The sequence below is a fragment of the Massilia sp. YIM B02443 genome (genome assembly GCF_030411955.1).
GTDB lineage: Bacteria > Pseudomonadota > Gammaproteobacteria > Burkholderiales > Burkholderiaceae_D > Telluria.
The window spans coordinates 63459-86978 of the sequence record NZ_JASNRA010000004.1 but is presented as its reverse complement, the minus strand read 5'-3'; the positions used below and the strand labels follow the sequence as shown (position 1 = coordinate 86978).

At 66.3% G+C, this 23520-nt stretch carries 22 protein-coding genes; 16 read left to right on the top strand and 6 right to left on the bottom strand.

All coding sequences use genetic code 11. The features are described from left to right. Positions 1–14: 14 nt before the first annotated feature. Positions 15–365, bottom strand: coding sequence for a hypothetical protein (locus QPK27_RS06085; protein ID WP_290417312.1), 351 nt, complete (start codon positions 363–365; stop codon positions 15–17). Positions 366–687: 322 nt separating this feature from the next. Here QPK27_RS06085 and QPK27_RS06080 point away from each other — a divergent pair, with 322 nt between their 5' ends. Continuing rightward, complete coding sequence (locus QPK27_RS06080; protein WP_290417311.1) at positions 688–1095, top strand: hypothetical protein; 408 nt, start codon at positions 688–690, stop codon at positions 1093–1095. Positions 1096–1194: 99 nt separating this feature from the next. On the opposite strand, the gene QPK27_RS06075 is transcribed toward QPK27_RS06080, so the two are convergent. Next, positions 1195–4338 (bottom strand): S8 family serine peptidase, encoded by a 3144-nt coding sequence (locus QPK27_RS06075; protein ID WP_290417310.1) that lies wholly within the window; start codon positions 4336–4338, stop codon positions 1195–1197. A 57-nt stretch (positions 4339–4395) separates the two neighbouring features. Beyond that, on the bottom strand, positions 4396–5124 hold the full coding sequence (locus QPK27_RS06070; RefSeq protein ID WP_290417309.1) for an NF038120 family PEP-CTERM protein: 729 nt from the start codon (positions 5122–5124) through the stop codon (positions 4396–4398). 422 nt (positions 5125–5546) lie between these two features. Here QPK27_RS06070 and gspG point away from each other — a divergent pair, with 422 nt between their 5' ends. From gspG to QPK27_RS06015, 11 genes are read left to right on the top strand one after another with little or no spacing between them, the layout of a single operon-like run. Then, positions 5547–5996 (top strand): type II secretion system major pseudopilin GspG, encoded by a 450-nt coding sequence (gspG, locus tag QPK27_RS06065; protein ID WP_290417308.1) that lies wholly within the window; start codon positions 5547–5549, stop codon positions 5994–5996. A 51-nt stretch (positions 5997–6047) separates the two neighbouring features. After that, positions 6048–7241, top strand: coding sequence for a type II secretion system F family protein (locus tag QPK27_RS06060; RefSeq protein WP_290417307.1), 1194 nt, complete (start codon positions 6048–6050; stop codon positions 7239–7241). Positions 7242–7261: 20 nt separating this feature from the next. After that, positions 7262–8944 carry a GspE/PulE family protein gene (locus QPK27_RS06055; RefSeq protein WP_290417463.1) on the top strand — a complete coding sequence of 561 codons (1683 nt, stop codon included), beginning with the start codon at positions 7262–7264 and terminating at the stop codon, positions 8942–8944. Between the two features lie 7 nt (positions 8945–8951). Beyond that, positions 8952–9755, top strand: coding sequence for a hypothetical protein (locus QPK27_RS06050; protein ID WP_374047020.1), 804 nt, complete (start codon positions 8952–8954; stop codon positions 9753–9755). Further along, entirely contained in the window at positions 9752–10306 is a 555-nt protein-coding gene (locus tag QPK27_RS06045; RefSeq protein WP_290417305.1) for a PilN domain-containing protein, read from the top strand. Before QPK27_RS06050 ends, QPK27_RS06045 begins: the two co-directional genes overlap by 4 nt. Next, complete coding sequence (locus QPK27_RS06040) at positions 10303–10881, top strand: hypothetical protein (RefSeq protein WP_290417304.1); 579 nt, start codon at positions 10303–10305, stop codon at positions 10879–10881. The genes QPK27_RS06045 and QPK27_RS06040 overlap by 4 nt, the downstream gene beginning before the upstream one ends. Continuing rightward, a complete protein-coding gene (locus tag QPK27_RS06035) occupies positions 10878–11426 on the top strand; it encodes a hypothetical protein (protein ID WP_290417303.1) in 549 nt (182 codons plus the stop codon). Before QPK27_RS06040 ends, QPK27_RS06035 begins: the two co-directional genes overlap by 4 nt. Beyond that, positions 11426–13486: a secretin N-terminal domain-containing protein gene (locus tag QPK27_RS06030; protein WP_290417462.1), complete on the top strand. Its 2061-nt coding sequence runs from the start codon at positions 11426–11428 to the stop codon at positions 13484–13486. Before QPK27_RS06035 ends, QPK27_RS06030 begins: the two co-directional genes overlap by 1 nt. Further along, the gene (locus QPK27_RS06025; RefSeq protein WP_290417302.1) at positions 13483–13953 is read left to right on the top strand and encodes a type II secretion system protein; all 471 of its coding nucleotides are present in this window, start codon (positions 13483–13485) and stop codon (positions 13951–13953) included. The genes QPK27_RS06030 and QPK27_RS06025 overlap by 4 nt, the downstream gene beginning before the upstream one ends. Positions 13954–13958: 5 nt before the next feature. Then, positions 13959–14330 carry a type II secretion system protein gene (locus QPK27_RS06020; RefSeq protein WP_374047019.1) on the top strand — a complete coding sequence of 124 codons (372 nt, stop codon included), beginning with the start codon at positions 13959–13961 and terminating at the stop codon, positions 14328–14330. Next, positions 14324–15022 carry a type II secretion system protein gene (locus tag QPK27_RS06015; protein WP_290417300.1) on the top strand — a complete coding sequence of 233 codons (699 nt, stop codon included), beginning with the start codon at positions 14324–14326 and terminating at the stop codon, positions 15020–15022. Before QPK27_RS06020 ends, QPK27_RS06015 begins: the two co-directional genes overlap by 7 nt. Here QPK27_RS06015 and murJ read toward each other — a convergent pair whose 3' ends face one another. Further along, the gene (murJ, locus tag QPK27_RS06010) at positions 15023–16573 is read right to left on the bottom strand and encodes a murein biosynthesis integral membrane protein MurJ (protein WP_290417299.1); all 1551 of its coding nucleotides are present in this window, start codon (positions 16571–16573) and stop codon (positions 15023–15025) included. A gap of 213 nt (positions 16574–16786) precedes the next feature. On the opposite strand from murJ, the gene rpsT reads away from it, so the two are divergent. Continuing rightward, entirely contained in the window at positions 16787–17053 is a 267-nt protein-coding gene (gene rpsT, locus QPK27_RS06005; RefSeq protein WP_005669248.1) for a 30S ribosomal protein S20, read from the top strand. 402 nt (positions 17054–17455) lie between these two features. Continuing rightward, entirely contained in the window at positions 17456–19687 is a 2232-nt protein-coding gene (locus tag QPK27_RS06000; RefSeq protein WP_290417298.1) for an NADP-dependent isocitrate dehydrogenase, read from the top strand. A gap of 73 nt (positions 19688–19760) precedes the next feature. On the opposite strand, the gene QPK27_RS05995 is transcribed toward QPK27_RS06000, so the two are convergent. Then, positions 19761–20318, bottom strand: a complete 558-nt coding sequence (locus tag QPK27_RS05995; protein ID WP_290417297.1) for a pseudouridine synthase — start codon at positions 20316–20318, stop codon at positions 19761–19763. A 189-nt stretch (positions 20319–20507) separates the two neighbouring features. Between QPK27_RS05995 and icd the strand changes: the two genes are divergently transcribed. Then, positions 20508–21761, top strand: coding sequence for an NADP-dependent isocitrate dehydrogenase (icd, locus tag QPK27_RS05990; protein ID WP_290417296.1), 1254 nt, complete (start codon positions 20508–20510; stop codon positions 21759–21761). Between the two features lie 7 nt (positions 21762–21768). On the opposite strand, the gene QPK27_RS05985 is transcribed toward icd, so the two are convergent. Further along, positions 21769–22485: a GntR family transcriptional regulator gene (locus QPK27_RS05985; protein WP_290417295.1), complete on the bottom strand. Its 717-nt coding sequence runs from the start codon at positions 22483–22485 to the stop codon at positions 21769–21771. 303 nt (positions 22486–22788) lie between these two features. Here QPK27_RS05985 and QPK27_RS05980 point away from each other — a divergent pair, with 303 nt between their 5' ends. Continuing rightward, positions 22789–23517: a gluconate 2-dehydrogenase subunit 3 family protein gene (locus QPK27_RS05980; protein WP_290417294.1), complete on the top strand. Its 729-nt coding sequence runs from the start codon at positions 22789–22791 to the stop codon at positions 23515–23517. Positions 23518–23520 lie beyond the last annotated feature (3 nt).

Sequence of the window (23520 nt, the reverse complement as noted above, 5' to 3'; positions counted from 1 at the left end):
GGCGCCGGAAAGAATCAGAGGCGCGCTTCGAGGGCGGCGCGGCGCGCGGCGTCGATGCGCCAGGCTTCGGCATTGCCGTCGATGATGCGCAGGCTGTTGCAGCCTTCCGGTGCGCAGTCCGGCTGCGGCATGTTGGCGGCGACCACGGTGGCGGCCGGCGCCGAGGCGTTGCCGACCACGGCGCCCGCTGCGCCGGCTGGTGCAGCGACGGCATCGGCGCCGGTCTGGACCGGGCTGGCGGCGATGGCGCCGGCCGAGGTGCTGGCAACGGTCTGGCCAGCCTGATAGTCTTGCTGGCCACCGCAAGCGGTAAGGAGAACGGTGAGGGCGACGGCGGAAACGGTGGAGAGGATCTGGTTTTTCACGGTGAACTCGACTCAATAAGTGCTCTGCTGCAATGAGGCTTATTGTAGTAAGGAATGCTTTCCGTGCGTCAATTTATTACATTTGCGAACATAGAATACGGAACAGTAGTCTGTCAATTACGCGGAGTTGCCGCGCGTTAATGGACTTTTCCGTTTATATCCGCACGGAAACTTTTGAGTGCGATGTGAAATAATGTTGGGGTGAGTGTGACAGTGTGGCGTCCCAGCTACAGCCGAGTTGCTTGCCATAGCCGACTGGATATTCGGAATGGCAAGATGTGATTCGCTTGACCACACTGTGCGTGCGCGCGAAGATGGGCGCATGAAAAAACTCGTCCTTATCCTCCTGTTCGGCTGCGCCGCCTGCACTACCCAGGCGCAGGATCCCACCTCACCGCAACCGGCAGCTGCGCCGGTCATCGCCGCCTCGGGCTCCACGGTAGACGACATCCGGCGCCTGATCGGCACCCCGAGCTGCAGCGACAACAGCCAGTGCCGCTCGCTGCCGGTAGGCGCGCTGGCCTGCGGCGGCCCGCAGGAATACCTGCCGTGGTCGACGCTTAAAACGAACGAGCGCGAACTGCTGGCCACGGCCGAACGCTTCAAGGCCGAGCGCCAGGCGCAGATCAAGAGCAGCGGCGAAATGTCGATCTGCATCCACCGTCCCGATCCGGGTGCGGTATGCGTGTCCGGCACCTGCCAGCCGGGCGGCGCGTCGCCATCGGCCTGAGCGGCCGGTCTTCAATACACGGCAGCCACCAAAAAAAACTGCGCGCCGAAGCGCGCAGTCCGTTCAAGACAGGGGCCTGCGGCCCCGTTCCCGTTTTCCTCAAATACCGGTGTCCTTCGCCTTGGCGCGCTGACCGCGCTCGGCAACCGGAATCGGCTGGTTGGTTTCGACCTGCACCACGGTGGTGGAACCGATCGCGCCCGTGTTGTCCAGCAGGCGCACCGCACCCAGGAAGCGCTTGTTGCTGGCCAGGCCGGCCCAGCTGACCGGAATGGTCGCCTTGCCGCCGGCGTAGACCTTGGCCGGGACCAGCGCCTTGAAGTTGCCGCCCTTGTCCGAGGTGTTCACGACCGCCGAGTGGAAACCGTAAGTGGCCGGCCGGTTGTTGGCGGTGGTGTAGCCGATCACGCACAGGCGGTAGTTGCCCGGGGCCGGGGCCGCCAGCGTGATCCACTCGTCCGAGCCGTCATTGGCCGAGTAAGTCACCAGCTGGCCGGCCGAATTGACCAGCACCATGTCGAGGTCGTCGCGGCCTTCGCCCGAAGTGTCGCGGTTGAAGGTCTCGAACTGGGCCGCCATGGTGGCGCTGGTGAAGGTGACCGGCACCACGTTCACGCCCGCTGCGCCGGCCACGCAGGCTGCGCGCATGGTCTCGACGGTGGTGATGGTGCCCGCCGGGGCCGGATTGATGGTGGACGCGGTGCGCACGATTTCCTTCAGGCCGCCGACGGTGGCGCTCATCTTGCCGCCGAAGCCGGTGGTGATGCTCATCGGCTTGCTGCCGCTGGCCTTGTCGCTCGACATGAAGGCCGGGGCCACGATCGGCTTGCCGGAACGCGCCACGATCGGGCTGCGCACCGAGTGGGTGCCGTCGGACCAGGTCAGCGAACCGTATTTCCAGACATTTTCGGCAGCGTTGCCGCGGGTCAGGGTGACGGTGTACGAGGCGCTGCCGCCGGCCGGGATGGTCAGCGTCGACGGGCTGACCTGGATGCCGAAGCCGTCCATCCGGGTGCTGACGCGGTAGGTCGCGTCGGAGGCGCCGACGTTGGTCACGGTACGGGTCACGCTGGCGGTGCCGAGCACGTTGCCGAGCGCGATCGACGGCAGGTTCAGCTCGTAGCCGGCGATCTGGCCGCCCGCGCACTGGGCGGTCATGCCGGCGCCGCACATGTACTTGCGGAACTCGCTCGGGGTGATGTCGTACACCAGGCCCGGATCGACGGCGCGGTTCGGGTTGATGTGGCCGGCGCCCTGGGCAAACGGCAGCTGGCCGCGGATGTCGCCGGTGAGCGCGTCGGCGTAGGTGTCGGTGGCGGTGGTCATCATCGCCGACTTGATCATCGCCGGGGTCCAGCTCGGATGCTCCTGGCGCAGCAGGGCGGCCAGGCCGGTGACGTGCGGGGCCGACATCGAGGTGCCCTGGTAGGAGGCGAAGGCGACGTCCGGCACCAGGGTGCCGTTGATCAGGTCTTCCTGCTGGGCGCGGGTCAGGTCCGGCGACACCCCGGCGATGATGTCCACGCCCGGCGCGGTCATGTCCGGCTTCATCACGTTGGCGTCGAAGCGGTTCGGGCCGCGCGAGGAGAAGTTGGCCATCACCGGGGCCGGGGTGGATGAGGTGCCGACCACGAACTTGGTCATCGAGGCCGTGGCGCCGGCGTTGGCGTTGACGTAGGCGCGGATCTGGGCGCCCTGGGCCGCGGTGACGTGGACGGTCGGCACCGAGTGCACTTCGGCCACCAGGCCGGCGCCGTTGTCGACCTGGATCATGCCGACGCCGCCGGCCAGTTTCACGGCCAGGCTCTTGTCGACGCGGGCGTTGGTGCCGCGCGTGCAGACCACGATCTTGCCCTCGACCTTGGCCGGATCGAGCACGGCCTGGCCGCCGTTTTCGTTGGCGCTGTAGCACAGTGCCACCTTGGCCGGATCGGCGCCCGGCAGGCCGGCTGCTTCGGCCAGGATCAGCTGTGCGTTCGGCAGCGCGGCGGCGTTCATCGACGCGCCGGTGAAGCGCTGGCCATTGCCCAGCACGATGTCGGCCTGCAGTTCGCGGTTGTGGGTCGAGGCGCCGATGGTGGCGTCCCACGGGCTGATGTGGGCCACCTGGTTGCCCGGGCCGTCGTTGCCGGCCGAGGCCACCGCCAGCACGCCGGCGTTGGTGGCGTTGAAGAAGGCTTGCTCGACCGGATCGGTGATCGAGGTGCCGCCGCTGATCGAGAAGTTGATCACGTGCACGCCATCGGTGACCGCCTTTTCGATCGCGGCCACGCTGTCGCCGGTGAAGCAGCCGTTGCGCATGCCGTCGGCCTCGGCCGCGTCGTTATAGGTCCAGCATACTTTATACGAGGCGATGCGCGCGCGCGGGGCGACGCCCGACATGGCGCCGACGTTCACGCCCGACATGATCACGTCGACCCCGGCATTGCCGCCGGCGGTGGTCGAGGTGTGGGTGCCGTGGCCGCCTTCGCCGGTGGTGCCGCCGATCGAGTCGCGCGGCGAACCGGTGAATTCGGTCCAGTGCGGCACGCGGCCGCTGGACTTGAAGCTGGCGTCGAAGTACTGGGCGCCGATCAGCTTGTTGTTGCAGTTGGCGGTGGTGAAGCCGTTGCCGGTCTGGCAGTCGCCCTTCCAGCGCGATGGCGGCGCAGGGTAGGCCACCGAGGCGTCGTTGTCGAAGGTCGGCTTGCCGTTGCCGTCGACGCGGTCGGCGTAGGACAGGTGTTCCGGCCACACGCCGCCATCGACGATGCCGATGATGATGTCTTCGCCGGCCTTGGTGCGTCCGCCGAGCTGGGCCCACAGGCCGTCCGGCTTGTCCAGGCCCAGGAACGAGTGGGTATAGGTGGTGGTCAGGGTGCGCGGGGTGTCCGGGGTCACCGCGACCACGTCGCTGCGCCCGATCAGGGTGCGCACTTCGGCATCGGTCAGCAGGGCGGTGAAGCCGTTCAGCACCACGCTGTATTCGTGCAGCACCGGCGCGTTGCCGACGGATGCGCGCACCGCGGCCTTCTTCTGGTCGAGGTAGCCGTTATACAGCTGCACGCTCTGGGTTGTCAGGTCGAGGCGCTGGCCGGCGCGCGGCTGGGTCGCGACCAGGCCGGTGACCGTGCCGTCGTACGAGGCGATCGGCTTGTCGGCCAGTTGCACCACGTAAGGACGACGCACATCGTCGGCCTGGACTGCCAGCGTCATGCTGGACAGTGCGAGCAGCAGGGCTGCGGAAAGTGGACGGAGTTTCATGAAGTGATTCCTCTTCGGTTCTCTGGAGCGTTCTTGTTGTCGTTGTTGCGCGGCGCATCACGCCTTGCGGCGGCGCGCACCGGCGACCAGGCCGGCCAGGCCGAGGCCGAAGATCAGCGCGCTGGCCGGTTCCGGCACCGCGGTCAGTTCCAGGTTGTCGATGCCGAACTGGCCCTGGTTGGTGTTGAACGCGCTGCAAGAGCCGGCAGCGTCGCACGCCATGCCGTAGATGGCGATCTGGACAAAGTCCAGGCTGGAGAATGCGCTCGGTGTCACATAGCTGTTGAACGTAAAGCCATTGGCGGTGGGGCCCAGGAGGTTGTAGCGGACGCTGGTACTGGTCCCGTCGGCCAGCAGGCCCTGGATGAACAGCAGGCCGGAAACGACGGGATAGCCGCCGAGGCTGGCATTGGCGCCGATGAAGCTGGCGTCGAAGGAATTCACGTTGAAGCGCTGGCCGGCAGTCTGCGAGGTGACGTAGATGATGCTGTCGTTGAACGCGCCGTAGTAGTAGCTGTCATTGCCGACCGGGCAGGCCATGTCCACGCACGCGAACGGATCGGCGCCGTCGATGATCGACCCCACGGCGCTGCCGACGGCTTCGAAATCGTAGGCTTCGAACAGCAGGTTGAAACCGGCTTCGCTATAGGTTTCGCCGCTGCCGAAGGCCATGCCGTAGCCGGTCTCGAAGCCGATGACGCCGGCCTGCGCCGGCGCCGCGAGGACGGCGGAGGCGAGGGTGGCGCCGAGGATTTTGGTGAGGGTACTGCCGAGGGGTAATGCCACGTGCGATTTCCGGATCATGATCTGCCTTTATGTTGGATTTCTCTCTCGCCTGGGTACGGCGGGGCACAGCGCTTTGGCACCTGATGTGCTCAGGTTGAAAAGAAATATATCAATGGAAATAAGAAAAGTGTAAAAAAGTTTAACAAAGACAATTTTGAGTTTTCGCAGTATGCATTGATTAAATTTGGTTTTCCCTATGAAAACATGCCTGTTGGAAGCAAATTTCACGCGTATGTAATTTGCACCATTGCTTTTTGGGAATAATTGTGACCTGTAATAAATCATCATTTCCACCCTTGGTGAACCATGGTTTTTTGCAAAGAAGAGTTGTCGACCGGCCGAGCTGCGTGGTAGCCTTGATCGGCAAAGCTTTTCACGCAAGCAACACGCAGGCAACACGCATGCAACTTAGGAGTCGGTTGATGGTTTGTGCTACGAATCGGGGCGTCGCAGGTGTCGTACGGCGCCGCCGCGCGGGCTTCACGCTGCTGGAACTGCTGGTGGTGATCGTCATCATCGGCCTGCTGGCGGCGTATGTCGGTCCCAAGTATTTCTCGCAGCTGGGCAAGTCCGAAGTCACCGTCGCCAGGGCGCAGATCGAAGCCTTCGACAAGTCGCTCGACACCTACCGCCTCGACGTCGGCCGCTATCCGAACGCCGAAGAGGGCCTGAACGCCCTGATGGCGGCGCCGCCCAGCGCCGGCGCCAAATGGAACGGTCCCTACCTGAAGAAGGGCGTGCCGCTCGACCCCTGGGGCAACGCCTACCAGTACCGCTCCCCTGGCAGCCGCGGCGAGTACGAGATCGTCTCGCTCGGCAAGGACGGCCAGCCGGGCGGCACCGGCGACAACGCGGACATCTCTTCGCAATAAGCGTTTTTCGGTCTTCATTCCACGCTCCACAGCATCCACGACGGGCCTCTCATGCAGTTCGCCGTTCGCACCCTTGCGCCCGACATGTCGATCTCGAACGAGGTCGTCGACGCCGCCGACGCCCTCGACGCACGGCGCCAGGTCGAGGCGCGCGGCCTGTTCGTCAGCGCGGTCGAGCCGGCGCGTGGCAAGGGCCTGCAGCTGACCCGCGCGCGCGGTCCGAAACTCAATCTGGTGCTGTTCAGCCAGGAACTGCTGGCGCTGCTCAACGCCGGCCTGGGCATCGTCGAGGCACTGGAAGCGCTGCTGGAAAAGGAAAGCGCGCCGGGGCCACGCGGCGTGCTCGAGCGTCTGCTCGGCGGCCTGCGCGAAGGCAAGCGCTTCTCCACCGTGCTGGGTGCGCAGCCGGACCTGTTCCCGCCGCTGTACGTCGGCATCGTGCGCGCCGCCGAAGGCACCAGCGACCTGCCGCGCGCGCTGGCGCGCTACATCGATTACCAGCAGCGCATCGACACCGTGCGTTCCAAAATCGTCAGCGCCTCGATCTATCCGGTGATCCTGCTGATGGTGGGCGGCGGCGTGAGCGGCTTCCTGGTCGGCTACGTGGTGCCGAAATTCGCCGAGGTGTATCACGGCGCCGGGCGCAGCCTGCCGTGGATGTCGCAGCTGCTGCTGGACTGGGGCCAGTTCGCCTCCAGCCACGGCGGCGCGATCGGCATCGCCGCGCTGGCGCTGCTGGCCGGCGCGGTCGCGGGCGTGCGCCATCTGCTGAAAAACGGCGGCGTGGCACGCCTGCTGGCGAAGCTGCCCGGCATCGGCGAACGCGCCCGCATCTATGAGCTTTCGCGCCTGTACCTGACGCTGGGCATGCTGACCGAAGGCGGGATCACCATCGTCGGCGCCATCGAGACGGTGCAGCCGATGGTGTCCGGCACGGTCAAGAAGGGCCTGCAGGCGGCGCGCGCCGCCATCGAGTCGGGCCAGCCGCTGTCGAACGCCTTCGAAGCCAACGGTCTCACCACGCCGATCTCGCTGCGCATGCTGCGCGTGGGCGAGCGCACCGGCGAGATGGGGCCGATGCTGACCCAGTCGGCCGCCTTCTATGACGGCGAGATCGGGCGCTGGATCGACCGCTTCACGCGCACCTTCGAGCCGCTGCTGATGGCCGGCATCGGGCTGGTGGTGGGCGCGATCGTGGTCCTGTTATATATGCCGATCTTCGATCTGGCCGGAGACATGTCGTGAACGCAGAAGTCGAACTGCCGATGGTGGAGCCGCTGGACCCGGCCTTGCTGGCGCGCGCCCGCGCGCTGGCGGCCAATACGCGGCGCGGCCTGGTGGCCGAGCTGGAAGCGATCACCGGGCGCGAAGCGCGCGCTCTGGTGCGCGCGCTGGCGGCGCCGTTCGACCTGGCGGTGATGGAAACCGGCGACATGCTGGGCCTGAGCCCGGCGTTCGACCTGCTGCCGCTGGCCCAGGCCCTGTCGCGCCACTGCGTGCTGCTGCGCCATGCCGACGGCCGCCTGAGCGGGGTGGTGGCCGATCCGTTCGACCTCGACCTGCAGACCTGGCTGGAAAGCCAGGCGCGCGCCAGCGCCAGCCGCCCGCTGGCGCTGTGCCTGGCGCTGCAGTCCGATATCCAGGCCTATCTGTCGAAGCAGGAAGAGTCGGCGCGCGCCGTCGATTCGCTGGTCGGCGGCGCCGGCGACGCCCGGCGCGACGGCAAGACCGCCGCCGTGCTGTCGTTCGCTTCGGTGTCGGAAAGCGGCAGCCCGGCGGTCAAGGTGGTCAACTCGACCCTGTACGACGCGCTCAAGGCCGGGGCCTCGGACATTCACCTGGAAAGCACCGCCGGCGGTCTGGCCGTCAAGTACCGTATCGACGGCGTGCTCGATCACGCCACCACCGTGGGCGGGATCGAACTGGCGGAGCACATCATCTCGCGCATCAAGGTGCTGGCCGAACTCGATATCGCCGAACGCCGGGTGCCGCAGGACGGCAGCTTCCGGGTCGAGGCGGCCGGGCGCGAGATCGACCTGCGGGTCTCGATCATGCCCAGCATCCACGGCGAAGACGCGGTGATCCGTATCCTCGACAAGCGCGCCATGATCGAGGCCTACGGCTCGCTCACGCTGGAGGCGCTGGGCTTCGACGCGCCTTCCCTGGTGACGCTGCGCCAGCTGGCCCAGGAAGCCTATGGCATGCTGCTGGTGACCGGTCCCACGGGTTCCGGCAAGACCACCACCTTGTACGCGGCGCTGACCGAGATCCACAATGGGCGCGAAAAGATCATCACCATCGAAGACCCGGTGGAATACCAGCTGCCCGGGATCCTGCAGATCCCGGTCAACGAAAAGAAGGGGCTGACCTTCGCCAAGGGCCTGCGCTCGATCCTGCGCCATGACCCCGACAAGATCATGGTGGGCGAGATCCGCGACCGCGAGACCGCCGAGATCGCGGTGCAGTCGGCGCTGACCGGCCACCTGGTGCTCACCACGGTCCACGCCAACAACGTGTTCGACGTGTTCGGGCGCTTCACCCACATGGGGATCGACCCGTATGCCTTCGTGTCGGCGCTGAACGGCATCTGGGCCCAGCGCCTGATCCGCACCAACTGCCCGCGCTGCGCCGAGCGCTACACCCCGACGACGCAGGAACTCGCCTCGGTGCACCTCGACCCCGTCGAGGCGCAGGAATACGTGTTCATGCGCGGCGCCGGCTGCGGCGACTGCCGCGGCACCGGCTACAAAGGACGGCGCTCGATCGCCGAAATCCTCACCCTGAACGACGAGATCCGCGAACTGATCGTCGACAAGCAGCCGATCCGCCGCATCAAGGCCGCGGCCCACGCCAACGGCACCCGCAGCCTGCGCCTGGCGGCGCTCGACCTGGTACGGCGCGGCGCCACCACCCTCGACGAAATCAAGCGGGTGACCCTGCATGCGTAGGATGAATGTGAAACGTCTTGGGCAGTCGCTGCGCATCGGCGTCGCCCCCAACGGCCTGGCGCTGGTCAAGGTCGGCCGCCTGTTCGGCAGCGCGCCGCTGGCGCTCAGCGAGCAGCCGCTCGACCTGTTCGCGCCCGACGCGCTGGCGCCGGGCCTGCGCATGCTGTTCTCCGACATCCCGCTGGCCGGCTGGCCGGTGACGGTGGTGCTGGCCGACGAGCTGCTGCGCCTGTGGCAGGTGACGCCGCCGCCGGGCGCCACCCGTCCGGCCGACCTGGAAGCGGCGGCCGCGCTGCGCTTCCAGCACCTGTTCGGCGCCAGCCCGGCGGACTGGCGCATCAGCGCCGACTGGGATGCCGACCGCCCGTTCCTGGCCGCCGCCGCGCCGCGCGTGCTGCTGGACCAGCTGACGGCGGCCGCCAATGAACACCGCTTCCACCTGGTCGAAGTGGCGCCGCAATTCGTCGCGGCCCTGAACCAGTGGCGGCGCGAGCGCCGGCCCGGCGCCTGGTTCGGCCAGGTCGCGGGCGGCGTGCTGACCCTGGCCGCCTACCAGGGCCGTTCATTGGCCGCGGTGCGCACCGCCGTGATCCCGGCGGGCGCCGACCGCGACTGGCTCGAAGCCCACGTCGGCCGCGAAGCCTTGCGGGTCGGGGTGGCGCGGCCGGAGCGCCTGCAGCTGTGCGGCGCGGCCCCCGCCGCCTGGGCCAGCAGCCCGGGGCGGCTGAACTTCGCCTGCAGCCTGCTTGAAACGCTGGATGACGGCTGGTCGGAACTGGCGCGCCTGGCGCGCAGCGGGAGCGCGGCATGAGGCGCACCCGCATCGACTTCGCGCCGCCGAGCCTGCGCCGCACGCTGTTCCGCACCCCGCCGCACCTGGTGTTCGTGGTGCCGGCCATCGTCACGCTGCTGGGCGCGGCGCTGGTGCAAGCCGACCGCTATGCCGAACAGAAGGCGGAACTGGAGGCGCTGCAGGCCGCGCTGGCGGCGCGCAGCCAGGCGCCGCTGGCCGTCGTGGAAGACAAGGTGGCGGCGCCGAAGATCGCGATCACCCCGGCCCAGGCCGGCGCCGTGAATGCCGCCGTGATGCAATTGAACCTGCCGTGGCGCGACCTGGCCGAAGCGGTGGCCGTGGCCACGCCGGCCTCGGTGGCGTTGCTGGCGCTGGAGCCGGATGCCAAACGGCGCCAGCTGCGCATCACCGCCGAAGCCAGGAGCAGCGACGACATGCTGGCCTACGTCGGCCGCATGCAGGCCGAGGAGGGCTTCAGCAGCGTGGTGCTGACGCGCCACGAAGTGATGGAACAGGATCCGAACCGCCCGCTGCGGTTCCAGATCAGCGCCGAATGGAGCGCGCCATGAAGCGTTCCATGACCTTGGCCGGCCTGCTGTTGCGCGCGCGCCTGCGGCTCGGGCGCATCAATCCGGTCGTGGCGCTGGCGGTGGCGCTGGTGGCGGCCGGCATCGGCGCCCAGCTGGCGCTGCTGCCGGCGCGCGAGCGGCTCGACCAGGAATACGAACAGGCGCGGCGCCTGGCGCGCATGCCGGCGCCGGTCGCCGCGCCAGTGGCCGCGCCGCCGCCCAGCAGCGACCAGAACCTGCAGCACTTCCATGCCACGCTGGGCGACCGGCGCGGCGTCGAGCGCCAGTTGAAGGAGGTGTTCGCGCTGGCCGCCAAGCACGGCCTGACGCTGGCGCAGGGCGAATACCGCAGCGCCAACGATCGCAACGCGAGGCTGAGCACCTACCAGGTCAACCTGCCGGTGAAGGGCAGCTACGGCGCCATCCTCGGCTTCGCCCTCGACGTGCTGCGCGCCATGCCGCATGCCTCGCTGGACGATGTCGCGTTCCGGCGCGACGCCATCGGCGACGCCGGCGTCGAGGCGCGCCTGCGCCTGACCTTCTACCTGGCCCCGGCATCGGGAGCGCCGCGATGAAGCCGCGCCATATCGCCATGGGTGCGGCGCTGCTGCTGGCCGCCGGACTGGTGGTCTTCGGCGACAACACGCCCGAAGATACGGTGGCCGAGCCGGTCGAGCGCGCGGCCCAGGCGCCGGCGCGCGCCGCCGCGCCTGCGGCATCGACTGCATCAACACCATCGAACGCGGCGAGCGACACCGCAATCCTGCGCCTGCTGCCGCGCGAGACCCTGATCGGCGGCGATGACCGCTTCGGCGCCGCCGACAACGCGCTGTTCGCGCGCCAGGACTGGGCCCCGCCGCCACCGCCGCCATCGAACGAACCGCCGCCACCGCCGCCGCCCCCGACTGCGCCGCCGCTGCCGTTCACCTTCATCGGCAAGTCGCTGCAGGACGGCGCCTGGGAGGTGTACCTGGCGCGCGGCGACCGCACTTACCTGGTGCGCGACAAGACCACGATCGACGGCACCTACCGGGTCGACGCGATCCGTCCGCCGGTCATGACCCTGACCTACCTGCCGCTTGAGCAGGTCCAGCAGATCAATATTGGAGTATTCGAGTGATGGTTCGTTCCCGGATTCATGGGTTGGCGCTGGCGTTGTTGCCGCCGTTGTTTCCATTGCTGCTGGCCGGCTGCGCCGCGCAGCGCGCCTACCAGGACGGCAATGCGCTGGTGGCGCAGGACCAGGTCGCGGCCGGCCTGGCCAAGTACCAGGAGGCGGTGGCCGCCGAGCCGGGCAACCCGGTGTACCGCGCCGCCTACCTGCGCGCGCGCGACGGCGCCACACGACGCCTGATCGAGGCGGCGGACGGCCGCCTTGCGGCCGGCCAGGCGGACGCCGCGGCCGAGGATTACCGGCGCGTGCTGGCGATCGACCCCGGCAACGACCGCGCGCGCGCCGGCCTTCGCCAGGTGGAGGCCGACCGCCGCCATGGGGCCATGCTGCAGCAGGCGCGCGCCGCCTTCGACAAGGACGACCTGGACGGCGCGCGCCAGATATTGGCGGCGCTGCTGACCGAGCGCCCGGCGCACGAGGCGGCGCGCCAGCTGATGCTGCAGGTCGACGAAAAGACGGCGGCGCGTCCCGGCGCCGAGGGGACGCTGGCGGCGGCCTACCGCAAGCCGATCAGCCTCGAGTTCCGCGACGCACCGCTCAAGCAGGTGTTCGAGATCATCGCGCGCCACTCGGGCCTGAACTTCGTGTTCGACAAGGACGTCAAGGCCGACGGACGCACCTCGATCTTCCTGAAGAACAGCACGGTGGAAGCGGCGGTCTACTACCTGTTGATGACCAACGGCCTGGAACGCCAGGTCATGGACGGCAACACCATCCTGATCTACCCGAACGTGGCGGCCAAGCTGCGCGAGTACCAGGAGATGACGGTCAAGACCTTCTTCCTGGCCAATGCCGAAGCCAAGAGCATCGCCAACACCTTCAAGACCATCCTCAAGGCGCGCGACGTGGTGGTGGACGAGAAGCTGAACCTGGTGATCCTGCGCGACAATCCGGAAGCGATCCGCATCGCCACCCAGCTGGTGGCGCTGCAGGACGTGCCCGAGCCCGAGGTCATGCTCGACGTCGAGGTGCTCGAGATCAAGCGCAACAGCGTGATGGACCTCGGCATCGCCTGGCCCACCGCGCTGTCGTTCTCGCCGCTGCAAAGCACCAGCGGCGCGCGCCTGACGATCGACGACCTGCGCACCTTCAACAGCAGCAACATCACGGTGGGCCCGATCGGCGCCACCGTGGCCGCCAACAAGACCGACGGCGACACCAGCACCCTGGCCAACCCGCGCATCCGCGTGCGCAACAAGGAAAAGGCCAAGGTCGTCATCGGCGACAAGATCCCGAACATCTCGGCCACGGTGTCGTCGGGGATCGGCGGCTTCGCCTCCGAGAACGTCAACTACATCGACGTCGGCCTGACCCTGAACGTGGAGCCGACCATCTACCTGAACAACGAGGTGGCGATCCGCATCTCGCTCGAGGTCAGCAACCTGGGCGAGTCGATCACCACCAGCAATGGCAGCGTGGCCTACCGCATCGGCACCCGTTCGGCCACCACGCTGCTGCAGCTGAAGGATGGCGAGAACCAGGTGCTGGCGGGCCTGATCAGCAACGAAGACCGCACCAGCGGCAGCAAGGTGCCGGGCGTGGGCGACCTGCCGGTGGTGGGGCGCCTGTTCGGCAACACGCGCGACCAGAGCGACCGCACCGAGATCGTGCTGTCGATCACGCCGCGCATCGTGCGCGCGGTGCAGCGCCCGCCGGCGACCGCGTCCGAGTTCGGCGCCGGCACCGAGGCCAGCTTCCGCCGGCGTCCGGACAATGCGGTGCGGGTGATCGTGCCGACCGCGCGCACGGTGGAGCCGGGCCAGCCGGTGACGGTGACGGTCGGCACGGCGGCGCCGGCGCCAGTAGCGGCGCCGGTGCCTGGCGCCGCGGTCTCGGTGCCGCCATCGGCGCTGCCGGTGACGCCGCAACTGGGTTCGCCGCAATCGGGCCCGCCGCCGTCGGCGCCGCTCACGCCGGCGCCGGCGCCTGAACCGGCGACGCAGGAAATCGAGATCCAGCCGGTGGCCTATCCGCCCGGTGTCACGCCGCCGCCGCCGACGCGATGAAAACCCGCGGCTTCACCCTGATCGAACTGCTGGTCACGCTGGCGATCCTGGCGCTGCTGGGGACCCTGGTGCTGCCGGTGGCCGAGGTCACGGTGCAGCGGCGCGACGAGCAGGAGTTGCGGCGCGCGCTGCGCGAGATCCGCAATGGCCTGGACGCCTATAAAAAGGCCGGCGACGAGGGCAGGGTGGCCAAGGCGGCCGGCGCCAGCGGCTATCCGGCGCGCCTCGAATTGCTGGTGGAAGGCGCGCCCGACCTGCGCAGCCCGAAGGAAGCGAAGATCTACTTCCTGCGCCGCATTCCGCGCGACCCGTTCAATCCCGATGCCGAACTGACCGATGCCGAAACCTGGGGCAAGCGCAGCTACGCCAGCGAACCGGACGAACCGCGCGAAGGCGACGACGTGTACGACGTGTTTTCGCGCTCCGAACGGATTGGCCTGAACGGCATCCCCTACAACAAATGGTGAACATCATGAAAAGGCGCGGCTTCACGCTGATCGAGCTGCTGGTGGTGCTGGGCATCGTCGCGCTGTTGCTGACGCTGGCCGTGCCGAGGTTCTTCCCGAGCGTGGACAGCGCCAAGGAGACCATCCTGATGGATAACCTGCGCAGCACGCGCGCCGTGATCGACCAGTACCGCTCCGACACCGGGCGCTATCCGGACTCGCTGGAGCAGCTGGTCGAGAAAAAATACCTGCGCGAGATTCCGCTCGACCCGATCGCGGAAAGCCGCGAGACCTGGATCGTCGAGATGCCGCAGGAGGGCGAGCAGGGCGCCGTGGCCAACGTGCGCAGCGGCGCGCCCGGCAACGACCGGCGCGGCCGGCCGTTCCTGGAGTGGTAGCCAGGCCCGTCCGCCAGGCCGGTTTCACCTATCTCGGCCTGATCATCTTCGTCGCCATCGTCGGCCTGGTCGGCGCGGCCACGCTGAAAGTCGGCTCGCTCCTGCAACGCGCCGCGGCCGAGGAAGAATTGCTGGAGATTGGCGCCGCCTACAGCGCGGCATTGGATAGCTACGCCGCCGCCACGCCGCGCGGCGCCACGCCGTATCCGCCGTCGATCAAGGAATTATTGAAAGATCCGCGCTTTCCCGGCGTGCGGCGCCACCTGCGCAAGGTATTCGTCGATCCGCTCACCGGCAAGGCCGAGTGGGGCATCGAGTACCTGGGCGGCGGCCAGAATGGCATCGTCGCCATCCACAGCCTGTCCGAAGCGCAGCCGCTGAAGATCGCGAATTTCGACAGCCGCTTCCGTGGCCTGGACGGCAAGGAAAAGATCTCGCAGTGGCGCTTCACCGCCAGCGAACGCAGCCTGGCGCCGGCCGGTCCGGCGCCGGCGCAGGCGCAGCCAGTCGCACCGCCGACCGTGCCGCCACCGCCGGCGCAGCCGGTCGAAGAGCCGCCGGCGGCGCCAGAGCCGGAGACGCCGGAACCTGAAGAACCGAAGGAAGCGCCGAAAGAAGAAGCGCAGGAAGCGCCGGCGCCCGAGCCGGAGCCGGAGCCGGCCGCGGACGGCGCCACGACGCCGGTGCATTGATTACACGGCGCGGCGCCGGAAGTCGCGCGGCCGGAAGCCCAGCAGCGCCAGCACGGCGAAGTAGGCGAGCGCCGCCGCCGCGATGATGCCGAACAGCGCGCCGATGCGCAGCATTGGCGTCGCCTTCATCGCCGCCCAGTCGAACTGCGCCTGGCCGAACCAGCACACCGCGCCCAGCGCCGCCACGCCCAGCGCCAGCCTGACGAAGAACGCCAGCCAGCCCGGCTGCGGCACATAGATGCCGCGCCGGCGCAGGCCGACGTACAGGCAGGTGGCGTTGATGCAGGCGCCCAGGCCGATCGACAGCGCCAGGCCCGCCACGCCCAGCAGCGGCACGAAGACCAGGTTCATCAATTGCGTCGCGACCAGCACCAGCACCGCGATGCGCACCGGCGTCTTGACGTCCTGGCGCGCATAGAAGGCCGGCGCCAGGATCTTGACCAGGATGATGCCGAGCAGGCCGGCGCTGTAGGCCATCAAAGGCATCGAGGAATTGACCAGCGCCGCATCGTCGAACTTACCGTAGTGGAACAGGGTGGCGATCATCGGCACCGCCAGCGTCGCCATGCCCACCGCCGCCGGCAGCGCCAGCAGGAAGGTCAGGCGCAGGCCCCAGTTCAGCAGGGCGGCATATTCCCCGGTATTGCCTTCGGCGTTCGCCTTCGACAGGCTGGGCAGCAGGATGGTGCCGAGCGCCACGCCGAGCATCGCGGTCGGGAATTCCATCAGGCGGTCGGCGTACTGCAGCGCGGAGACGGCGCCGGCGGCCAGGCTGGCGGCGATGCCGGTATTGATGAGCAGGCTGATCTGCGCCGCCGACACGGCGAACACGGCCGGGCCCATCTTCTTGAGCATGCGCCGCACGCCGGCGTCGCGCAGGCCGGACAGGGGATTCATCGAGATGCGCGGCAGCATGCCGATCTTTACCAGCGACGGGATCTGGATCGCCACCTGCAGGATGCCGCCGACGCAGACCGCGATCGCCATCGCATAGATCGGCTGCTCGAGGTAATTGACCAGCACCAGCGAGGCGAAGATGAACGACAGGTTCAGCAGCACCGGCGTGAAGGCCGGAATCTTGAACTGGCGCCAGGTATTCAGGATGCCGCCGGCCAGGGCCACGAAGGACATGCAGGCGATGTAGGGGAACATCATGCGCGTCATGACCACCGAGGCGTCGTAGGCGCCGGGCGTCTCGCGCAGGTCGCCGGCGATGGCGACGATCAGGAGCGGGGCGGCGACGATGCCGACGATACTGGTGAGCACGGTGGCCCACACCAGCGAGGTGGCGACGTGGTCGACCAGGGTCTTGGTGGCCCCGTCGCCGTGCTGGGTTTTATATTCGGACAATATCGGCACGAAGGCCTGGGCGAACGCGCCTTCCGCGAACAGCCGGCGCAACAGGTTGGGCAGGCGGAACGCGACGATGAAGGCGTCGGTGTAGGCCGAGGCGCCGAAGGCGCGCGCGAACAGGCTTTCGCGCAGCAGGCCGGTGACGCGCGACAGCATGGTCATGCTGGAGATGGCAGCGAGGGTTCTGAGCAGGTTCATGGCGCGAGATTATACTTGTGCAACACCGCGATCTGGCGCGTGCACCCGACAATTGTTGAATTATGAATTGCCCCCGATGGAAAGCTTCGCTATAATCGTGGGCTGTACTGAATTCTGTTAGCAGACACTAATCGTTGGGCGGGCTTCGCTAGGCGCCGGTTTGACAGTCGCTAATGTTTGCAAACGCAACTTGACCCCGATTTAGGAAATTCCATGGCAAATACCGCACAAGCGCGCAAACGCGCTCGTCAAGCAGTTAAGCAAAACGCACACAACTCGTCGCAGCGCTCGACCCTGCGCACCGCAATCAAGGCCGTCCGCAAAGCCATCCAGGCTGGCGACAAGGCCGCTGCGACCACCATCTTCCAGCAATCCGTGTCGAAAATCGACAGCATCGCTGACAAGAAAATCATCCACAAGAACAAGGCAGCTCGTCACAAGAGCCGTCTGGCTGCAGCCCTGAAGGCACTGTCGGCTTAAACCCCGCGTGCTGTGCGGCCTCGGCCGCGCAGGCAAGTTCTGTGCAGTGGAAAGACCCGCCCGGCTCAAGCCTGGCGGGTTTTTTTGCTTGGCGCGGCGGTTTCACCTTGTCCGCGTTTTCCTCGCAACCGCTGCGGCGGCGCTGTTGACGAATGCGTAAAAACTGGTATCCGCGGCAAAGCTCTGGCATACTATGGCGCGTCTTATGTCTTATAGAAGACTTGAGCGCTGCCGTGACCGGAACGGGTGCTGCACCCGTTTGCGTTTCCACCCGAATCCCCGTCGTTTGCGGCAAGGGGAGGGGTAGAATGTCCGGCGAGAGCGCGGCGCGCCCGGGCCAGTCCAGGACGCTTGTCCAGTTTTGAACATCGCGAACGATCGCGAATACCGAGGAAAATGTGCATGAGCAGTGATCAGACCATCATCTACACCCTGACCGACGAGGCGCCGCTGCTGGCGACCCACGCCTTCCTGCCTGTGGTCAGCACTTTCACCAAGCCGGCCGGCATCAACGTCGAAGCCAGCGACATCTCGGTGGCGGCTCGCATCCTCGCAGCCTTCCCGGAAAACCTGACCCCGGAACAACGCGTGCCGGACGCACTGAGCGAGCTGGGCAAGAAGACCCTGACCCCGGAAGCGAACATCATCAAGCTGCCGAACATCAGCGCCTCGGTCACCCAGCTGACGGTCGCGATCAAGGAACTGCAGGACAAGGGCTACAATCTGCCCGACTACCCGGCCGATCCGAAGACCGACGAAGAAAAAGCGATCAAGGCCAAATACGGCAAGTGCATCGGCTCGGCCGTGAACCCGGTCCTGCGCGAAGGCAACTCGGACCGCCGCGCCCCGCGCGCAGTGAAAGAGTACGCACGCAAGAACCCGCACTCGATGGCGCCATGGTCGCAGGCCTCGCGCACCCACGTGTCGCACATGACCCACGGCGACTTCTACCACGGCGAAAAGTCGATGACGCTCGACGCGGCGCGTGAAGTCAAGATGGAACTGGTCACCAAGAGCGGCCAGACCATTGTCTTGAAGCCAAAAGTCGCGCTGCAGGCCGGCGAGATCATCGACTCGATGTTCATGAGCCGCAAGGCCCTGCTGGACTTCTACGAAGCCCAGATCGAAGACGCGCACCAGACCGGCATGCTGTTCTCGCTGCACGTGAAAGCGACCATGATGAAGGTCTCGCACCCGATCGTGTTCGGCCACTGCGTGCGCATGTTCTACAAGGACGCATTCGCCAAGCACGGCGCGCTGTTCGACAGCCTCGGCATCAACGTCAACAACGGCATGGCCGACCTGTACAACAAGATCGCCGACCTGCCGTCGTCGCAGCGCGAAGAAATCATCCGCGACCTGCACGCCTGCCAGGAACACCGTCCGGAACTGGCCATGGTCGACTCGGCCAAGGGCATCACCAACTTCCACTCGCCGAACGACGTCATCGTCGACGCCTCGATGCCTGCGATGATCCGCGCCGGCGGCAAGATGTACGGCGCCGACGGCCGCCTGAAGGAAGTCAAGGCAGTCATCCCGGAGAGCACCTTCGCCCGCATCTACCAGGAGATCATCAACTTCTGCAAATGGCATGGCGCCTTCGATCCAAAGACCATGGGCACCGTCCCGAACGTCGGCCTGATGGCCCAGCAGGCCGAAGAATACGGCTCGCACGACAAGACCTTCGAGATCACTGAAGACGGCGTGGCCAACATCACCGACCTCGCCACCGGCGAAGTCCTGATGAGCCAGAACGTGGAAACCGGCGACATCTGGCGCATGTGCCAGGTCAAGGACGCCCCGATCCGCGACTGGGTCAAGCTGGCCGTGACGCGCGCGCGCAACTCGGGCATGCCGGCCGTGTTCTGGCTCGACCCGTACCGTCCGCACGAGAATGAACTGATCAAGAAGGTCAAGACCTACCTGAAGGATCACGACACGAACGGCCTGGACATCCAGATCATGTCGCAGGTGCGCGCGATGCGCTACACCCTGGAGCGCGTCAAGCGCGGCCTGGACACCATCTCGGTGACCGGCAACATCCTGCGCGACTACCTGACCGACCTGTTCCCGATCATGGAACTGGGCACCAGCGCCAAGATGCTGTCGATCGTGCCGCTGATGGCCGGTGGCGGCATGTACGAAACCGGCGCCGGCGGTTCGGCGCCGAAGCACGTGCAGCAGCTGGTCGAAGAGAACCACCTGCGCTGGGATTCGCTGGGCGAGTTCCTGGCCCTGGCGGTGTCGCTGGAAGACCTCGGCATCAAGACCGGCAACGGCAAGGCCAAGGTGCTGGCCCAGACCCTGGACGCGGCCACCGGCAAGCTGCTGGACAACCGCAAGTCGCCATCGCCGAAAACCGGCGAGCTGGACAACCGCGGTAGCCAGTTCTACCTGTCGATGTACTGGGCGCAAGAGCTGGCCGCGCAAACCGACGACGCCGAACTGGCAGCCAAGTTCGCGCCGCTGGCCAAGTACCTGACCGAGAACGAAAGCAAGATCGTGCAGGAACTGCTGGACGTGCAGGGCAAGCCGGTCGACATCGGCGGCTACTACAAGGCCGACGACGCCAAGGTGAAAGCCGTCATGCGTCCTAGCGCGACCTTCAACGCCGCGCTGGACCTGGTGGCCTGAGGCTGAGTTGACTGCGCGGCGATCGCCGCGCATAAAAAGAAACCCGCCGGACCCTGAGGTCGGCGGGTTTTTTTTACATCCGCACTTCGACGTATTCACCGGGCATCAAGGGATGCGTGGCCAGCGAAAACGGCCCGATGCTGCTGCGCACCAGCCGCAGCGTCGGGAACCCGACGGCCGCCGTCATGCGCCGCACCTGGCGGTTCTTGCCTTCCTCGAGCGTGATCGCAATCCACGCGGTCGGCTTGTCCTGGCGCACCCGGATCGGCGGATTGCGCGGCCACAGCCACCCGGGTTCGGCAATGCGCACCGCGCGGCACGGTTTCGTGATGAAGTCGCCCAGGTCGAGCGGCGCCTGCAGGCGCGCCATGGCGGCGGCATCCGGCACGCCGTCGACCTGCACCAGGTAGGTCTTGGCTTCCTTGTGGTCGGGATGGGCGATCTTGTGCTGCAGCTTGCCGTCGTCGGTGAGCAGCATCAGGCCTTCGCTGTCGGCGTCGAGGCGGCCGGCGGGGTAGATGCCGGGGATGTCCAGGTAATCGGCCAGCGTTTTGTGGTCTTCCTTGCGGCCCTCCTGCGGCGAGAACTGGCACAGGACCTGGAACGGTTTATTGAAGAGAATCAGCGGCATCGAAAGACGTGAAGAAAAGCGTGAAGGGGGATAAGTAAGCGGATGGGACGAGCGTCGGGCACACCGCGTGGCGCGAGGAAAGCAGCTGGTGCATAATGCAAGACACCAACTCTGCCTTATACAGGCCCGTTCTTGCAGGCGACATTGTAATCCACGTTGCCGCCACAGCCTTGCCCCCGGGAGGAGACGATGTACCAGCAGATCGCCGTTCCAAGCGACGGCCAGAAGATAACCGTCAACGCCGACTTCACCCTGAGCGTGCCGGACAATCCCATCATCCCCTACATCGAGGGCGACGGCACCGGTGTCGACATCACCCCGGTGATGATCAAGGTGGTCGACACGGCCGTGGCCAAAGCCTACGAAGGCCGGCGCAAGATCAGCTGGATGGAAATCTATGCCGGCGAGAAGGCCAACAAGGTGTACGGAGAAGCGGTCTGGCTGCCGCCCGAAACGCTGGCGGCGCTGAAGGACTACGTGGTCTCGATCAAGGGGCCGCTGACGACGCCGGTGGGCGGGGGCATCCGCTCGCTCAACGTGGCGCTGCGCCAGGAGCTCGACCTGTACGTCTGCCTGCGCCCGGTGCGCTACTTCACCGGCGTGCCGTCGCCGCTGCGCCAGCCCGAGAAGACCGATATGGTGATCTTCCGCGAGAACTCGGAAGACATCTATGCCGGCATCGAGTGGCCGGCGGGCTCGGACGAAGCCAGGAAGCTGATCGCCTTCCTCAAGGACGAGATGGGCGTCGACAATATCCGCTTCCCGGATACGTCCGGCCTGGGCGTCAAGCCGGTGTCGCGCGAAGGCACCGAGCGCCTGGTGCGCAAGGCGATCCAGTATGCGATCGACCACGACAAGCCCTCGGTGACCCTGGTCCACAAGGGCAACATCATGAAGTATACCGAAGGGGCGTTCCGCGACTGGGGCTACGCGCTGGCGCAGCGCGAGTTCGGCGCCGCGCCGTTCGACGGCGGGCCGTGGTGCAAGGTCAGGAATCCGAAGAGCGGGCGCGACATCATGATCAAGGATTCGATCGCCGACGCCTTCCTGCAGCAGATCCTGCTGCGTCCGGCGGAATACAGTGTGATCGCCACCCTGAACCTGAACGGCGACTACGTGTCGGACGCATTGGCGGCCCAGGTCGGCGGCATCGGCATTGCGCCCGGCGCCAATATGTCCGATTCGGTGGCGATGTTCGAAGCTACCCACGGCACCGCGCCGAAATATGCGGGCAAGGATTATGTGAATCCCGGTTCGCTGATCCTGTCGGCCGAGATGATGCTGCGCCACATGGGCTGGAGCGAGGCGGCCGACCTGATCATCGCGGCGATGGGCAAGGCGATCGTCTCGAAGAAAGTCACTTACGATTTCGCGCGCCTGATGGAAGGCGCGACCCAGGTCTCGTGCTCGGGCTTCGGTGAAGTGCTGATCGAGAATATGTAGTCGCCGATCAAGCCGGGGCCGGGGCCGACACCAGCTGCATCGCCGCCGCGCGCTTTTCCAGCAGGTGGTCGGCCAGCAGTTTCCCAAGGCGCTTGCCGTCACGCGCGTCGAGCGCCGCGATCATCTGCTGGTGCTCGTCGACCGCCTGGTCCCACTTGGTCGGCACCACGTTCGAACGCAGGCGCAGCGATTGCAGGCGCCGGTTCATATTGAGATAGGTGCGCAGCAGCACCGCATTGCGCGCCGCCGTGGCGATCTTGTTGTGGATCGCCTGGTTGTTGCTGTAGTAGCCGGGCAGGTCGCCAATGTCTTTGCAGGCCAGCATCGCATCGTGGTGCGCCTTGATCTCGTCCACCTCGGCCGGGGTGATGCGTTCGCAGGCCAGTTCGCCGGCCATCGCTTCCAGGCCGCTGACGAATTCGAAGGTTTCCCAGATCTCCTCGGGCGACATCTTGTACACCGAGGCGCCACGGTTGGGCGCGATATCGATCAAGCCTTCCGCCGCCAGCGCTTTCAGCGCTTCGCGCAGCGGCGTGCGCGAAATGCCCATGGTCTCGCACAATTCCCGCTCATTCAATTTGGCGCCCGGCGCGAACACCGATTCGACGATCAGCTTGCGCAAATGCGCAACCACGCTGTCGTGCAGGTGCTGACGCGCCAGCCGCGGCAACGGGGGCGCACCCGTGCCCGAAATCGAGTCCAGTTCGATGGCTGAGTCTTGCATGCGTCCGTTCACCTTTTAATATCCCATCGCAATTTTAGCACCACGTATTTTAGGTTTGTCATAAACCGTCGAGCGGCATGGTGCGTGGCTGAATTGGCCAGGAATTCTATCCGATTATTTTGAATCTTCAAAAATCCCTGAAATTATAGAAATATCGGAATGTTCTGAATCTGTCGTTTTAAATACTTTATTCGCCGATTTTATGCATGAAGGCCTTAATTGCATTAGCGCATCATGAAACATCTTGGTATCATGCGGCCTGCATTTTGCATACAAAATACATTATCCAGATAGAAAGACATTATGTCCGACGATCAACAATCCCAATCGCGACGCCGCCTCATCAAGAGCCTGGTCTTCGTCCCGATGGGCGCAGCCGGCGCCGCCGCCCTGCACCAGAACCTGCCGACGGCCAATGCCGGCACGGCGGTCGCCGCCGAAGGCAAGGCCGATCCGTACACCCCGAAATTCTTCAACGCCAAGGAATGGAAATTCGTGATCGCCGCCGTCGATCGCCTGATTCCGCATGACGAGCACGGCCCCGGCGCCGTCGAGCTGGGCGTGCCCGAATTCCTCGACCGCCACATGCAGACCCCGTACGCCGCCGGGGCCATCTGGTTCATGCAGGGCCCGTTCATGGAAGCGGCGCCCGAGTTCGGCTACCAGGGCAAGCTGGCCCTGAAGGACATCATCAAGGTTGGCATCAATGCCACCGACGAGCACTGCGTCAATGCGTTCTCGGGCAAGGCTTTCGCCGACCTCGACAACGCAATGAAGGACAAGGTCCTGAAGGACCTCGAAGGCGGCAAGATCAAGCTGAAGGACATCTCGTCCAAGCTGTTCTTCGCCGACTTCCTGTCGGAAGTGCGGGCCGGCTACTTCGCCGATCCTAGCCACGGCGGCAACAAGAACATGGGTGCGTGGAAAATGATCGGTTACCCCGGCATGCGCGCCGACTACCTGGAGTGGGTCAAGATTCGTGACCGCCCATATCCGCTCGGTCCGGTGGACCTGGCTGGACGCAGAGGATAAACA

Bases quoted from the DNA above. Each gene is read 5' to 3' on its own strand.
- QPK27_RS06080 (WP_290417311.1), top strand. From the start codon at position 688: ATGAAAAAACTCGTCCTTATCCTCCTGTTCGGCTGCGCCGCCTGCACT.
- QPK27_RS06075 (WP_290417310.1), bottom strand. From the start codon at position 4,338: ATGAAACTCCGTCCACTTTCCGCAGCCCTGCTGCTCGCACTGTCCAGC.
- gspG (WP_290417308.1), top strand. From the start codon at position 5,547: ATGGTTTGTGCTACGAATCGGGGCGTCGCAGGTGTCGTACGGCGCCGC.
- QPK27_RS06060 (WP_290417307.1), top strand. From the start codon at position 6,048: ATGCAGTTCGCCGTTCGCACCCTTGCGCCCGACATGTCGATCTCGAAC.
- QPK27_RS06055 (WP_290417463.1), top strand. From the start codon at position 7,262: ATGGTGGAGCCGCTGGACCCGGCCTTGCTGGCGCGCGCCCGCGCGCTG.
- QPK27_RS06045 (WP_290417305.1), top strand. From the start codon at position 9,752: ATGAGGCGCACCCGCATCGACTTCGCGCCGCCGAGCCTGCGCCGCACG.
- QPK27_RS06040 (WP_290417304.1), top strand. From the start codon at position 10,303: ATGAAGCGTTCCATGACCTTGGCCGGCCTGCTGTTGCGCGCGCGCCTG.
- QPK27_RS06035 (WP_290417303.1), top strand. From the start codon at position 10,878: ATGAAGCCGCGCCATATCGCCATGGGTGCGGCGCTGCTGCTGGCCGCC.
- QPK27_RS06030 (WP_290417462.1), top strand. From the start codon at position 11,426: ATGGTTCGTTCCCGGATTCATGGGTTGGCGCTGGCGTTGTTGCCGCCG.
- QPK27_RS06025 (WP_290417302.1), top strand. From the start codon at position 13,483: ATGAAAACCCGCGGCTTCACCCTGATCGAACTGCTGGTCACGCTGGCG.
- QPK27_RS06020 (WP_374047019.1), top strand. From the start codon at position 13,959: ATGAAAAGGCGCGGCTTCACGCTGATCGAGCTGCTGGTGGTGCTGGGC.
- murJ (WP_290417299.1), bottom strand. From the start codon at position 16,573: ATGAACCTGCTCAGAACCCTCGCTGCCATCTCCAGCATGACCATGCTG.
- rpsT (WP_005669248.1), top strand. From the start codon at position 16,787: ATGGCAAATACCGCACAAGCGCGCAAACGCGCTCGTCAAGCAGTTAAG.
- QPK27_RS06000 (WP_290417298.1), top strand. From the start codon at position 17,456: ATGAGCAGTGATCAGACCATCATCTACACCCTGACCGACGAGGCGCCG.
- QPK27_RS05995 (WP_290417297.1), bottom strand. From the start codon at position 20,318: ATGCCGCTGATTCTCTTCAATAAACCGTTCCAGGTCCTGTGCCAGTTC.
- icd (WP_290417296.1), top strand. From the start codon at position 20,508: ATGTACCAGCAGATCGCCGTTCCAAGCGACGGCCAGAAGATAACCGTC.
- QPK27_RS05985 (WP_290417295.1), bottom strand. From the start codon at position 22,485: ATGCAAGACTCAGCCATCGAACTGGACTCGATTTCGGGCACGGGTGCG.
- QPK27_RS05980 (WP_290417294.1), top strand. From the start codon at position 22,789: ATGTCCGACGATCAACAATCCCAATCGCGACGCCGCCTCATCAAGAGC.